This is a genomic window from Halopseudomonas oceani (assembly GCF_002903165.1).
Classification (GTDB): Bacteria; Pseudomonadota; Gammaproteobacteria; order Pseudomonadales; family Pseudomonadaceae; genus Halopseudomonas; species Halopseudomonas oceani.
Genome location: NZ_PPSK01000004.1, coordinates 67,445 through 81,595 on the forward strand (window position 1 = coordinate 67,445; position 14,151 = coordinate 81,595).

At 59.9% G+C, this 14,151-nt stretch carries 11 protein-coding genes and 2 pseudogenes; 2 read left to right on the forward strand and 11 right to left on the reverse strand.

The window, feature by feature from the left end; genetic code table 11:
• Positions 1-80: 80 nt before the first annotated feature.
• The 4 genes and pseudogenes from mnmH to C1949_RS19835 form a co-directional block, all read right to left on the reverse strand.
• A complete protein-coding gene (mnmH, locus tag C1949_RS05940) occupies positions 81-1,190 on the reverse strand; it encodes a tRNA 2-selenouridine(34) synthase MnmH (RefSeq protein WP_104737560.1) in 1,110 nt (369 codons plus the stop codon).
• Positions 1,190-2,227: a selenide, water dikinase SelD gene (selD, locus tag C1949_RS05945; RefSeq protein ID WP_104737561.1), complete on the reverse strand. Its 1,038-nt coding sequence runs from the start codon at positions 2,225-2,227 to the stop codon at positions 1,190-1,192. The genes mnmH and selD overlap by 1 nt, the downstream gene beginning before the upstream one ends.
• Positions 2,228-2,306: 79 nt before the next feature.
• Positions 2,307-2,525 (reverse strand): annotated as a pseudogene (locus C1949_RS19830) (patatin-like phospholipase family protein); the annotation flags it as partial.
• Between the two features lie 185 nt (positions 2,526-2,710).
• Positions 2,711-3,302, reverse strand: a pseudogene (locus C1949_RS19835) (patatin-like phospholipase family protein); the annotation flags it as partial.
• A gap of 99 nt (positions 3,303-3,401) precedes the next feature.
• Between C1949_RS19835 and C1949_RS05955 the strand changes: the two are divergent.
• Positions 3,402-5,822 carry a penicillin acylase family protein gene (locus C1949_RS05955; RefSeq protein WP_170063011.1) on the forward strand — a complete coding sequence of 807 codons (2,421 nt, stop codon included), beginning with the start codon at positions 3,402-3,404 and terminating at the stop codon, positions 5,820-5,822.
• A 6-nt stretch (positions 5,823-5,828) separates the two neighbouring features.
• Here C1949_RS05955 and C1949_RS05960 read toward each other — a convergent pair whose 3' ends face one another.
• The 7 genes from C1949_RS05960 to C1949_RS05990 form a co-directional block, all read right to left on the reverse strand.
• Complete coding sequence (locus tag C1949_RS05960) at positions 5,829-6,656, reverse strand: DUF4892 domain-containing protein (protein WP_104737564.1); 828 nt, start codon at positions 6,654-6,656, stop codon at positions 5,829-5,831.
• 110 nt (positions 6,657-6,766) lie between these two features.
• Complete coding sequence (locus C1949_RS05965) at positions 6,767-7,630, reverse strand: alpha/beta fold hydrolase (protein ID WP_104737565.1); 864 nt, start codon at positions 7,628-7,630, stop codon at positions 6,767-6,769.
• A 117-nt stretch (positions 7,631-7,747) separates the two neighbouring features.
• The gene (locus tag C1949_RS05970) at positions 7,748-8,179 is read right to left on the reverse strand and encodes a hotdog fold thioesterase (protein WP_104737566.1); all 432 of its coding nucleotides are present in this window, start codon (positions 8,177-8,179) and stop codon (positions 7,748-7,750) included.
• Positions 8,176-9,867, reverse strand: coding sequence for an AMP-binding protein (locus C1949_RS05975; RefSeq protein ID WP_104737567.1), 1,692 nt, complete (start codon positions 9,865-9,867; stop codon positions 8,176-8,178). Before C1949_RS05975 ends, C1949_RS05970 begins: the two co-directional genes overlap by 4 nt.
• A 112-nt stretch (positions 9,868-9,979) precedes the next feature.
• On the reverse strand, positions 9,980-10,450 hold the full coding sequence (sixA, locus tag C1949_RS05980; RefSeq protein ID WP_104737568.1) for a phosphohistidine phosphatase SixA: 471 nt from the start codon (positions 10,448-10,450) through the stop codon (positions 9,980-9,982).
• Complete coding sequence (locus C1949_RS05985; protein ID WP_104737569.1) at positions 10,447-10,758, reverse strand: DUF4389 domain-containing protein; 312 nt, start codon at positions 10,756-10,758, stop codon at positions 10,447-10,449. Before C1949_RS05985 ends, sixA begins: the two co-directional genes overlap by 4 nt.
• Positions 10,759-10,767: 9 nt before the next feature.
• On the reverse strand, positions 10,768-11,808 hold the full coding sequence (locus C1949_RS05990; protein WP_104737570.1) for an NAD(P)H-dependent glycerol-3-phosphate dehydrogenase: 1,041 nt from the start codon (positions 11,806-11,808) through the stop codon (positions 10,768-10,770).
• A gap of 135 nt (positions 11,809-11,943) precedes the next feature.
• Between C1949_RS05990 and C1949_RS05995 the strand changes: the two genes are divergently transcribed.
• Complete coding sequence (locus tag C1949_RS05995) at positions 11,944-14,139, forward strand: TonB-dependent receptor plug domain-containing protein (RefSeq protein ID WP_104737571.1); 2,196 nt, start codon at positions 11,944-11,946, stop codon at positions 14,137-14,139.
• Positions 14,140-14,151 lie beyond the last annotated feature (12 nt).

Consider the following 14,151-nt stretch of genomic DNA (forward strand, 5'->3'; position numbering starts at 1 on the left):
GCCTGCGGCGCCCGGACGATCGGGATATTAGCAACGCATTGAGTCATGGCTCGACCAAAGTCAGGTCTGTTGTTCACACATCATGCCTGGCGCTGATGCTGGTCACGCAGCCAGCCGATGATCGCCGCCTGTTCGCCGCTGAACACCACACGTGCGCGCTTGTTCTCGCGCTGATAGATGTACATCGGATCGTAATAATGGGTCAGCAGTCCTTCGATCCAGCCGCGATGGGCGTGCACGTCACCAGTGCGCTTCTGCTCGACCAGCGCCGTTTCCATCAGCGCGTTCAGCTCGCTATAACGATCACCGCCAAGCCGTTTGTAAATACGCTGCAAGCTGCCCAGCAAGTAGGTTTCAAATGCAGAAAAAGCCGCCTCCGCGTCGTCCGGGTTCTGGGCGCTGTACTCGGCCAGCATGTCGACAACGTAATCGCCAAGAATGCGGGTAACGCGATTCTCGAAGCTATCCTCAAGCCAGACCAGCGGCGCTTCCTGCATCTGCCGGTAAAGCGTCAGCGGTAACGAGCAACTGCCGACGATGCGGCCTTCGTCTTCCAGCACAATCTGTGTTACGCCGGCGGCACGCAGCTTGAGTGCATCAATCGCCAGCCGATTTTCAAAGTCGATCTGCGCTGGCTGCGGCGTGGCGTGCCGGCCAAAGCTGGAGCCACGATGGTTGGCACGGCCTTCCAGGTCCAGACTGTTTTCCAGCGCGGTGATCACTTCAGTTTTGCCGGTGCCCGTCATGCCCGCCACCAGTATCGGCGAGCACTCCAGTGCGGCAGCGTCCAGGGTGTCGATCAGAAAGCGCCGCATGGCCTTGTAGCCGCCAACGACCCGTGGGTACTGCACGCCCGCCTCGGCCAACCACTGCTGCACCAGCTGTGAGCGGAGGCCACCGCGGAAGCAATAGAGGTAGCCATCAGGATGCGCCTTGACGTGTTCCAGCCAGGCATCAACCCGCGCCGCCTTGACTTTACCGCCGACCAGACTGTGGCCTAACGCAATGGCCGCTTCCTGCCCCTGCTGCTTGTACATGGTGCCAACCTTCTGCCGCTCCACATCCTGCATGAGCGGTAGGTTGACCGACTGCGGGAAGGCCCCTTTGCTGTATTCGACCGGGGCGCGCACATCGATCAACGGCACATCATTGAGAAACAGCGAGCGAAAGTCATCGGTATTGTCACGCATCAGAACACCTCGACACGCGGACCCTGATCGTAGTCGACCAGCTCGCCGATGCAGCCCAGCTCCAGCCCGAGTTCGGCAGCCAGCGTGAGAAACTCGGCTTCACCCTCCGGCGCAACGGCCACCAGCAACCCACCACTGGTTTGCGGGTCGCAGAGCAGTTGCTTCTGGGGCTCGCTGAGCGCGCCGATTTTGTGACCATAGCTGTCGAAGTTGCGCAGTGTCCCGCCCGGCACGCAGCCCTGCTCAAGGTAGTAGTCGACCGCCGGCAGTCTGGGTACAGCCGCAAACTGCAGTCGCGCCTTGAGGTTTGCCCCTTCGGCCATTTCGGTCAGGTGGCCAAGCAAGCCGAAACCGGTAACGTCGGTCATGGCCTGCACACCTTCAAGCAAGGCAAAACGCTGGCCCGGACTGTTCAGCCGGCACATCAGGTCACGGGCTACGCCCGCGTCTTCGGGACGCAGTTTTTTCTGCTTCTCAGCGGTGGTGAGAATGCCAATACCCAGCGGCTTGGTCAGGAACAGTCGCGCCCCTGCCCTGGCCTGATCGTTGCGTTTGAGCTGGCTACGCAACACTCGACCGGTGACGGCAAGACCAAAGATCGGCTCGGGGGCATCGATGGAGTGACCACCTGCCAGCGGCATACCCGCCTCGGCGCATACCTGGCGCGCACCAGCCAGCACTTGGCCAGCAACCGCAGCCGGCAACAGGTTGACCGGCCAGCCCAGAATCGCAATGGCCATCATTGGGGTGCCGCCCATGGCGTAAATATCGCTGATGGCATTGGTGGCCGCGATACGACCAAAATCGAAGGGATCATCAACAATCGGCATGAAAAAGTCGGTAGTGCTGACGATGCCCTGCTGGTCATCCAGGCCAAACACGGCGGCATCGTCGCGACTGTCGTTGCCGACCCAAAGGCCCTCGAAGGTAGGGCCGGGCTGCCCGACCGAGAGCATCTCATCCAGCACTTTGGGCGAAATTTTGCAGCCACAACCCGCGCCGTGGCTGTACTCGGTCAAACGAATGTTCTGGGTCATGCTGCTCTCCACCGACTGGACATCAAAATCAATCGGCGAATTCTAGCAGTGACGCGGCCCGACGCCTATTTTCAGCGCCCTAGTGATTGCGACGCTCAAAACGGTCCAGCGTGTCGCTGGCCACCATGCGCCCCAGCTCGATCAATTCCGGAGCACGGTAAAACTCAAAGAACCGGCATAACCGCTTGGGCACATTGAAGATAACGTCCGGCGGGTAGCCTGCAATCTTGTACTGGGTCAGCGAAGACTGCATGGCCTCAAACGACAGGTTGACCAACTCCAGCATGCTGGCCGGCCCGGGTGGGGGCTCCACCTCAACCGGTGCATGCAGATCCTCATCACGCGAACGCATCACCTCCATCGAGGCGTCGGCCTCCGCCGCAATCAGCGCCAGATCATCCTGTTCGCCGTCAGCCTCATCCACTCGACGGCCCAGCCAGGACGGCTTGATCGCCGCCAACCACTGATCCCATTGCTGACGGATGGGTGCCGGCCGTTCGATCACCGGCATCTGGTAGTGCGTGCTTTCGGTCGAGTTAAGGTTTACCGCCATGATCAGATCACAGTGAGCAGAGACAACCGGCACAATCGGCAAGGGATTGAGCAGGCCGCCATCCACCAGCACCCGGTGCCCCTGCTTGACCGGCGAGAACAGACTGGGAATTGCCGCCGACGCGCGCATGGCTTGATGCAGGCAGCCACTTTGGAACCAGACTTCCTGCTGGTTGGTCAGGTCAGTGGCAACGGCCGTGAACGGGATATTCAGGTCTTCGATTTCCATCTCGCCCAGCATTTCACGGATTCGCCCGAACACCCGCTCGCCGCGAATGGCACCAAGATTGCCAAAACCAATATCCAGCAGTCGAATGACATCCAGATAATCCAGCCCGGACACCCAGTCGCGGTAATCGGCCAACCGGCCAGCTGCGTGAATCCCCCCAACCACGGCCCCCATGGAGCAGCCTGCGATACAGGCAATTTCATAACCCCGGCGTTCGATCTCTTCGATCACGCCAATATGCGCGTACCCCCGCGCACCTCCACTGCCCAAAACCAGGGCGACTCTCTGTGCCATCTTGCTGTTGCTCCTTCACAAACCAGGGTGAACCGGATTGACGCAGCCCACCGGCGTGCTCATGATGCCGAAACCTTTTTTTGCTGCACAAGGCTCATCGTGAACGCTCGCATCAACCGCTCCCTCAAACTGCTGCTTTGTTTTGTCTTGCTGTTGACCATAGCCGCACTGACCGTGCTGTGGATAGTCCATTCTGCACAGGCGCGGCGTGAAGGAGAACTGAAGCTAGAGGGCCTTAAGGCACCTGTCGAGGTGTATTACGACGGCTGGGGCGTCCCTCATATCGATGCGAGCAACGAGGAAGACGCCTACCGCGCACTGGGCTATGTGCATGCCCAGGATCGTCTGTTTCAGATGGACCTGTTACGCCGCATTGGTGGCGGCAGACTTTCGGAGCTGTTTGGCGCCGAGTCTTTCGCAACCGACCGTTTTTTCCGTACTCTCGGCATCAGCCGCTACGCCCGGGCCTACGCCGAGCGGCTGGAGGCACAACCGGACAGCCCTCATGTAAAGCTGATGCACGCGTATCAGGACGGTATCAACCAGTACATTGATCACGGTGGCATGCCGCTGGAGTACCGGCTACTGATGACCCGGCCGGATTACTTCACCAGCGAAGACATTGCCAACGCCATGGGCTACATGGCCTATTCCTTTGCCGAAGCCTTCAAGACGGATGCTCTAGTCGACAGCATCCGAGGCACCCTGAGCGAGCGGCATTATCGGGATCTGGTGCCAAGCTGGCCAGATCAGCTGCCGCCGCTGCGTTCCTCCGGCCAGCCTTACATTGAGCTGCTGACACCGATGCTTGAGCAAATAGGCCAGGTGGAGAAAAATATCCCCACCGGCCAATTCCTTGGCAGCAACGCGTGGGTCGTCAATGCGGACCACAGCGCCAGCGGTGCACCGCTGTTGGCCAACGACCCTCACATCGGTTTTGCCGCTCCAGCAGTCTGGTACGAAGCCCATATCCGCACTCCGGATAGCGAGGTCTATGGCCATTTCCTGGCGGGCATCCCCTTCCCGCTGCTCGGCCAGACTCGACATCATGCCTGGGGCTTGACCATGCTGATGAACGACGATGTCGACTTTTACCGCGAGCGCACCAACCCGGACGATCCGGAACAGGTCTGGGCAGTCGATCATTGGGAACCGCTGCAGGTGCACGAGGAGGTCATCAAGATTCGCGGCCAGGAAGACCGCCTGATCCGCACTCGCAGCAGTCGCCACGGACCGATCATCAATGATCTGCCGGGTAGTATGGAGCGCCAACCGGTCAGCCTGTTCTGGAGCTTCCTCGACCCCGACAGCGACTCCACGCAAGCGTTTTACGGCTTCACCCGCGCCACCAGCATGGCCGAGTTTGAAGCCGCTGCAGCGCTGCACGGCGCCCCCGGCCTCAACCTGCTGTACGCTGACGCCGACAACAATATTGCAATGTGGGCGATCGGCAAGCTCAAGCGCTGGCCGCAAAGCAGCAACGGTTTTTCACTGCTCAACGGCAGCTCAGGGCGCGACGACTTCCTCGGCTATCAGCCATTCGAGAGCAACCCTCGCATCATCAATCCGCGCGAAGGGATCCTGTTCTCCACCAACAACCCCTACCCGGAGCGCAACCCACGGCGCAAGCTGCCAGGCTATTACGCACCAACCGACCGTGCTCTGCGGCTGGAACAGCTGCTGGCGAGCAAGGAGCAATTTGATCTGTCCGATTTCAAAGCGTTCCAGCTCGACGACCAGCGTCCGGTCGCGCTCAGCATGATTGCCGACGCATTGCCGTTATTTGACCTTGAGCAGTTGCCGGATGAGCTGCGCGAGCCTGCCGCCAGGGCCGCTGGCCTGCTTGCGAGCTGGGACGGGCGCTACGATCAGAACAGTGCTGCTGCAAGCATCTTCCAGCGCTGGCAGGACGCGCTGTCAGAGGCCCTGTTTGCCGACGAACTGGGCCCGCGCTACAGTTTTTTCCGCAACACCTTTATGGCCGAAAAGACCCTCGCCAGTCTTTACTGGAAACCGACCTCTCCCTGGTGGGACAACCGTCAGCAGCCGAGTCTGGACGGTCGCCATTCAGCAATTCAACACGCCTGGCAGAATGCGATTGCCGGGCTGGTCGCCGACCTGGGTGACGACCCGGCGCAATGGCAGTGGTCACGCCTGACGAGCCTGCAGCATGCTCACGCGCTGGCTGAACGCATCCCTTTTGGTGAGTATCTGAACAGTAAGCCAGTCGCCGTCAGCGGCGGTAACGAGACGCTGAACAACATGGTGTTTGATCGAGGGGAAGCGAGATACAAGATCAAGGCCGGCCCCTCTACCCGCAGACTGATAGATCTGTCTGACCTGAACGCAACGCTCGGCATCAACCCGCTGGGGCAGTCCGGCAACCCGCTGGACGGCCATGCGTACGACCAGGCAGAAATGTTCAACGAGGGCCGCTACCGCACGCAGCTGTTTGACTGGCTCTCGATCCAGGCGCTGCCAGACCGACTGGAGCTGCAGCCGGACAGCAGGCGGCGCTAAACCCGATCAGCGAATCCGCCGGATAATGACGCCCAAAGCCGGCTCTGGGCTGCCCAGCGTCAGCCGCTGGGCAGCAACGCCGGCCTCCTTCAGTGCCCCTACCAGCAATGGAGCATCTGCTCCATCAAGCTGCACCCGCAGCAACGAGTCCAACCGCATCATGCGTACCAGCAATCGGCTCCAGCTGTCGAGGAGTGCAGGATCGTCACCGAGTGCCGGCAAGGCCAGCTTCTCTTCACTACGCAGCACCTTGAGCAGCGTCGACGGCGTAGGATAGAGCGCCTGCTCGACCGTTTCGGCGGGCGTGGTCTGCTCGATATTCAGATAACTGCGACGGTTGCCACGGGTAATCGAGTAGAGTGAGACAAAGCGCTGGGGCTCGCCGTCAAGTCGCAAAGCAATATAGCGCTGACCCTCCTCTGGCCCATACAGCTGCGCATTGTGCAGGACCTGATTAGCCCACAGACTGCTGCTGCCACATTCACGGCCATCACAGGCATACAGTAGCGTATGCGGCTGTTCGATCAGCTGCGCCAGCACATGGCGGAACGCATCTTCGGGCGTATAACCGTCGATGATCTCCCAAGTCACCTGTGCCAGTTCACCGTTTACCCGAATCTCGCGCTCGGCGCGCAGCTGATTGTTGATACGACGAACGCTACCGATGACTACCGGATGGTCGACCTGGGCCGACAGCTCTTCACTGGTAACCTGAGAGTGGGGAAAAGCGCTGACCACCAGTTGATCCAGCGCCTGCGCTGCATGAACGGTAGTGCCGCCCGCGAGCATGAAGCCACCTAACAGCAGCGGCAGAGTACGAACCGATAAACCCATGCGTCTCCCTAGTAGCGCGCCGAGCAACAGTCAGCGCGCACAGAATTGGCTACCGAGGCATCGGCAGCGCAATGAACCTGCCCAGAGAATAGCGCGTGGCGACCTCTCGGTCAGCTCAAGCTTGTATAGAAGTCTTTCAGAATGGCCGCAACTTCACCTGCCGACTCCTCCAAGTGCAGATGGTGACCACCGTCCACCCGGTGCCGCTGCAAGTGCTCAAAGGCGTCTATCCGCGCCAGCACCTCGGGATGCTTGTGCATCACGCCCTGATTGGCCAGCACGACACAGGTCGGCGCACTAATGTTCTCGATAAATGAGGTTGCATGCCGCTGAGTAAAGCGTAAGGGTGACGGCAGCATCAGTTGGGGATCAGTCCGCCAGGTCCAGCCACCATCGTGCGGCATCAGGCCACGCTCCACCAACGCCGCTGCAGCATCACGTGAAATTGGCGTGGTACCACCCAGGACGCGCGCCGATACAGCCTTCTCGACACTGTCATAGACTGGCTTGCGCTTACTGCCAAGCTGCAAGGTGGAATTGAAAAAACGCGCCATCTGTCGCGGCGCATCATCAGCCTCCGAGGTAAACGGCATTAGCCCGTCAATCATCGCTGCACCAATAATTCGCTCCGGCAAGCTGCCGGCCAATACCCCACTGATGATTGCTCCCATCGAATGCCCGAGCAGTGCAAAGCGCTCCCAACCCAGATCTTCGGCCACCTGCAATACCGTGGCTGCCTGCTGCCAGAGGCTGTAACCGGTAGCCGGCATGTGGCCGGACAGGCCGTGACCGGGCAAATCCAGCGCCACCAGATGCACGCCCTCCAGCGCTGGCGCGATGCGATCAAAGGTCGCCGCATTGTCCAGCCAGCCGTGCAGCCCGATAACGGGCAAGCCACCCGGTTCACCCCAGACCTTGCCGGCGATTTCGATGTGCGGCAGGGAAAAACGGATTTCGTGACTACTGATTGGCATGAGGCCTCCGAGACCGTAACGGAAAAATGCAGCAGGCAATCTAACGGCCCGTCCAGCGCCAGACAAGCGCCCCTACATCCGTGAATGCGTGTCTATATTTGGCGCTTTTGCCCTATTTTATTCCGCTTTCAGCGGCACAATGGCCATAGTCAGACGCGAAATGCAGGTCTGATTTCCGGCATCATCGTGCAAGCGGATGTCCCAGACGTGAGTGGTGCGGCCCAGATGCACCGCCTTGGCAACCGCAGTCACGCGGCCTGCGCGCACTGCGCGGAGGTGGTTGGCATTGATGTCCAGACCAACGCAGTAGTAGCGGCTGGTATCAATGCACTGATAGGACGCGATGCTGCCAACGGTTTCAGCCAATACCACCGAGGCACCGCCGTGCAGAATACCGTAGGGCTGATGAGTACGTTCGTCGACCGGCATGCTTGCGCTGAGCCAATCATCGCCGGCGGCTTCGATGCGGATGTCGAGCAGGCTATTGAGAGTTGGGGTTGGCGTGTTGAGGCGTTCAAGGTCTATCGGGGTCTTCCAGATACTGCTCATGCACTCTCCTGCGGTTGTTCCGTCGACTGGTGCCAGACGACGCTCTGCCCACCCACCAGCCAGTCATGAAAATACGCCTGCCAGGTTGCCTCAACTACATTGCGGCGCAGCTTTTGCGTTGGCGTGCGGAAACCTCCGCTCACATCCCATGGTGTGTCGACCACCACCAAGCAGCCCAGCCGCTCGCTACTGGGCAATGTCGCATTCACGCGCTTAAGGGCCTCGCCAAGCGCCCGCTGCGTCAGATCGGAGCGCTCATTGGCACCGGCAACCAGGCGAACCAGTGCCAGCGGTTGCGGCAGCTCCTGGCCGACCACACAGGCCTCGTCAACCTCAGGCAAGTCCATCAACAACTGCTCGATGGGCCCAGGCGCGATATAGCGCCCTTTTGAGGTTTTGAATATGTCCTTGACCCGTCCGGTCAGGCGTAGAAACCCTTCCTGATCGATTTCACCAACATCACCTGTATGCAAGAAGCCATTTTCATCAAGAACTTCGTCGGTGCGGGCCTGGTCTTTGTAGTACCCCATCATCACCGCTTTGCTACGCACTAGAATCTCACCGTGCTCACCCAGCCGGCACTCTACTCCAGGGTTCGGCAAGCCAATGTACCCTTCCTTGGGCCGACTCGGACGGCCCAGATGCGAGTAGCCGCAGTTCTCCGTCATACCATAGCCTTCGACCACCACCAGTCCGAGGCGAGCAAACCACTGCTGCACCGCCGGCGCCAGCCTGGCTGCACCGCTGACAGCGTAGCGAATCTGGTCGAGCCCAAGCCTGGCCAGAATACGTCGAGCCTGCCACGGTCCAATCACGGGCAAACCAAGCAAAAGACGCGTCCAGCGCGGCGACCGGGCCTGCTCGTAGCCTTGCACGCATTGCTGCCAAACATGGGGGGAGCCAAACATCAGCGTCGGCTGGGCGCGACGAGCATCACGGATAAAGGTATCGCCCGACTCGACAAAATAGATCTGCTGCCCGCCAAGCAGCGAAGAGACCTCGATAAACTGCCGCTCGGCGATGTGACTGAGCGACTGAAACGACAGCATCCGATCAGTGGCAGAGATATTGAACAGGCGCTGATAGTTGCTTGCAGCCAGAAACATGCTGGCAAAGCTGAGCATCACGCCTTTGGGCATGCCAGTAGTGCCGGAAGTGTAGATGATGGTCGCCAATTGCTCCGGTTGCGGCCTGACCGGCTCCGCCAGCGGCTCATGCTCCGCCAGTATTTGTGCCCAGCCAACCACCTGTTCGCCTGAAGGGCCCCGCGGCAGACCCACACAGGCCAGACTGGCCGGTATGCCCTCAGCGACCTTCGGCCAAGACTCTATCGGCCCGACCAACAGCGCGCATATATCGGCATGTGCGATCAACTTGTGTATCGAGTCAGGCGTCAGGCTGGGGTGCAGCGGCACCGATACGTGCCCGGCCATCCAGATGGCCAGATCGGCAATAATCCAGTGTGCGCAGCTTTTCGATAACAGTCCGATATGGCTGCCGGTCGGGAGATCAAGTGACAACAGATACTGGGCAACGCGGCGGGCCTGACTGCCTACCTCTGCCCAGCTGTATTTGACCAGTTTGCCGTCCGGCCCTGGCTCAATGAGATAGTGACTGCGCGGGCGCAGGGTTTCTTGCCGGAAAAAAGACTCCAGCGCGGTCTCTGGTTGCGTTGTCAATGCGCCCATGCCGTGCCCCTTTAGGATTGTTATTGTTATCGATAGTCATGTTTCCGGTAACAGCTCGTCACCCGAATACCTGAACACTATCCCAGCCCGGGATGGCCGACAAGCACCTGAGTCAGGCGCTCAGGTCGGCTGGCGTCCGGTGCAGGACCAGCGAGCCCAAGCCCGCAGCAACAAAATCGGTATCCACACAGGCCAGAGCCGCAGTGGGCATCGGCACGTGGGCACCCCGATGACCTTCGCACAGCATGCTGAGCAACTGGCTGACCAGCGGCTGATGGCTGACCAACAACAAGTTGCGCTCCTGCCGCTCAGCGAGATAACGCAGCACCTCGCACGGATCATCGTCGGGGGTCAGCCAGGGCGCGGTCGCAACGCCCCGCTCGTAACCCAACTCGGTACAGACCAGCGCCGCCGTCTGCTGGGCACGCAGATACGGGCTGGCGAGGATCGCGTCTAACGGCTGTCCCTGCAGCAAGGAGGCCATCAGTCGCACCTCCTGCTGCCCCGCTGCAGTCAGCGGCCGCTCCGCATCGGTGGCGGCCTGCGCCGCCGCCTGGCCGTGGCGCAAAACCCATATCTTCACGCCGATTCATCCTCCGAGCGCAAAGTCCAACGTGCAGTCGGAGCCGGCCATTCACTGAACGGCCAAGGCTTCTGCTCGGTAACGCCGGTCAGATAGCGGCCGGTCTGCCAAGCGTACTGGGAAAAGCTGTTACCCCAACCGGCGCAGTCGGCATCCGGCGCACCAGTAAACAGGCGATAGCCGATCTGAATCAGCGTGATCACGGCGATGGCGACTTCGGCCACTTGCCAGGCGATAGCAAAGACCACGACGTATACCAGGCGCAGCCAGAAATCAGCACTGCAGAGGTTATCGATAAATGCGTTCACAAAAACACCTCAGGACTTGATTGGACCAGCGGACATAACCGCCGCAAACTCGACATCCGTTTTCTGTTCAGCCGACATCAACTTGCCGATAACAACCGGCAGCGGCTGCTTGTCAAAAACAATGGCATGGAGGCCTGTCACCAGCGGCATATAGACCCCCTCTTCTTCCGACTTCTGCTTTAACACCTTGAGGGTGTTGACCCCTTCAGCGACCTGCCCGAGTCGGGCAACCCCTTCCTCCAGCGTTTCACCTTTACCCAGCGCGTAGCCGACCTGGAAGTTGCGTGATTGCGCAGAGGTACAGGTCACAATCAGATCACCAACCCCGGCCAGGCCGAGGAAGGTCAGAGGGTTAGCCCCCATGTGCACGGCAAAGCGGGTCATTTCGGCCAGCGCCCGGGTGATCAACATGGCCTTGGTGTTTTCGCCCATGCCCAGTGCAGAGGCCATGCCGGCAATGATGGCGTAGACGTTCTTCAGCGCCCCGCCCAGTTCCACGCCATAGCGATCCTGACTGGCATAGACCCGCAGATTGGGGCCGCCCAGAACGGCCTGTACTGCGTGGCACAGTTGCTCGTCTTCGCTGGCAACCACGGTGGCCGTGAGTTCGCCAGCCGCCATTTCCTTGGCCAGATTCGGCCCCGACAGCACGGCAACCCGGGCGGCCGGTGCCTCCTGTTCAACAATCTGACTCATCATCAGAAAGCCCGGCTGTTCAATGCCCTTGGTGGTGCTGACGACCTGTTTGCCAGCCAGCAGCGGCCCGACACTCTGCAGGACACTGCGAAAGGCGCTTGAGGGGATCGCCAGAAAAATCAGCCCTGCGGAGGCAATGGCAGCTTCGATATCGGTGGTCACCTGCAGCCTTTCATCCAGCCGGAAACCCGGAAGATAACGTGGGTTCTCGTGATTGTCGGCAATCTGCCTGGCAACCTTGGCATCACGCAGCCAGAGCGTCACCGGTACGCCTTCAGCCGCCATAAGGTTAGCAAGCGTGGTACCGAAACTGCCGCCACCCAGAACACAGACAGGAGCTTTGCGATCGGTCATGCAACATCCTTGAGTAATGAATCTGGCGCCAGTATAAGCCGAGCGCGCAAGATCGGGCGATTTGGCTGTATAAAAAGCCCATTCGCTGGTTAATAATGAACTAGCTTAACTAACAAAACCAAAGTGCCAGCACCTATGCCAGCTTCACGCCAAACGCTATCAATCGCCCTGCTAGGGCTTGCCCTTCCGCTTCAGGCCCAACCGTTCGATGACGAGCTGTTGCTGGGGGATATGAAGCTGCCGACAGTACTTAGCGCGACACGTTTGAAGCAGAGCCCAGCAGAGGTTCCGGGCAGTATGACGGTGATCGACCGTCAGCTGATTCGCGCCTCCGGTGCGCGCGACGTGCCCGAGCTGATGCGCCTGGTTCCAGGCATGATGGTCGGCTACAACGCGGGCAACGTGGTGAACGTCAACTACCATGGCACCAACATCACCGAGGCGCGCCGCATGCAGGTGCTGGTCGATGGCCGCTCGGTATACCGCCCGGGTCTGGCGACCGTTGACTGGACCGACATTCCTCTGGCCGTTGAAGATATCGAGCGCATTGAAGTCTTCCGCGGCCCCAACACTGCGGCCTATGGTGCCAACGCGCTGATGGGGGTCATCAACATCGTCTCCACCCGTCCGGAGTTCAGTCAGGGTAGCCGCATCAGGATCACCCGGGGCAACCGCGGCGTCAGTGACATCTACGCCAGCCAGGGCTTCAGCTTTGGCAGTTCACAAGCGCGTCTGAGCCTGTTTGGAAAGCAGGACGACGGGTTTGATCATGATGACGACAACGAGGACTACCGCGATGGCCGCCGGCTCGATGCCTTCAATTTGTTAGGCACCACTGACCTGACCGCCACCCAGACGGTGACCTGGCAGCTCGGTGCCAAGGAAGGCAGCAAGCAACGGGACAATGACTACTCGGTGATGGCGGAGCCGACCGATACCAGCTACGAGTTTGACCGGGTGATGGAGCAGCAACAGAACTCGGACTCAGACATCACCGCCCGCGACTATTTCGTCCAGCTCAACTGGAAGAACGACATCAGCCCCAACCACCAGATCGAGCTCAAAACCTACGCCCAGCATATGGAACGGTTGAGCCAGATGCTGGCCTGTGATTCACCCATTGTATTTTCGCCCGAGATGCGAGAGTTGTATCTGCTCGGCAATGTGTACACGCGCCGTATGAACTACATTTTGCGCAACCGCCGCGGTTACTGGGGCGATCGGGCGTTTTACAGTGTCTGGCTGGTCAACCAGGACGGCCTCGACCCCGCCTACCTGCCGCTGGTGGATAGCATCGTCGCCCAGCACAATGCCATCCGCAATGGACCACCGACCTGCTTTAACCTGAACGAAAACCTGCGTGAAACCCGTTACGAAGCCGAGCTCCAGAATACCCTCCAGGTCACCGACGCGCTGCGTACTGTCTTTGGCCTGAACGTGCGCTACGATCAGGCCAAATCACAAACCTACTTCGGCGGCAAGGTGGAAAATTCGGTAGGCCAGCTCTTTGGCAATCTGGAATACCGGCTGGGTGAACGCTGGCTGCTGCACGCCGGCGCCATGGCGGAGCAGGACAGGCTAAGCGGGTTCTCTTTCTCGCCACGTCTGGCGGCGCAGTACTTTATCGCCCCGACCCACAGCCTGCGCGCCGTCTACTCCGAGGCTGTCCGCTCGCCAGACATGTATGAAAACAATGCCCACTGGACCTATCGCCCAAGCAACCTGACGGGTGCTCCAACCACGGGTAATACCTACTACGCACTGGCAGAAGGTCCGGGCAATCTCAAGCAGGAAGAAATGCACTCTTGGGAGCTGGGCTACAACGGCTCGTTCCACAAGCTTGGCCTGAGCGTCGACATCAAGGCGTTCTACGACGAAATCGACAACATGATCAGCCAGCCGCTGCAAGTCGTGAACTTCGAACCAGATAACAGCAGCTTCGCCCGATTCAGCGGCATTGAGGCTCAGACAGACTGGCGGGTCAACGCCAGCGACCGCCTGCGCCTTACCTACTCTTACGTCGACTTTTACGCCAGCAACAGCCTTGATCAGCGCCTGACGGCCCGCAACAGTGGCTCCGCAGCTTGGCTGCGCAGCTGGACGGGCGGCATCGAAACCAGTCTCATCTACTATGGTTCAGACCTGCTCAACGAGCGGCGCTTCGAGCGTCTTGATGGCCGCATTGGCAAACGTTTTGATATCGGCGGCAATACCAGCCTGGAGCTGGCAGCAAACTGGCAATATCGGCTGGATGATGAACCTTTGACCTGGTCAGAGAATCGCTATGACAGCCCCAGTCAGTTCTATTTTACGGCTGACCTGAGGTTCTGAGTGAGCGCTCGG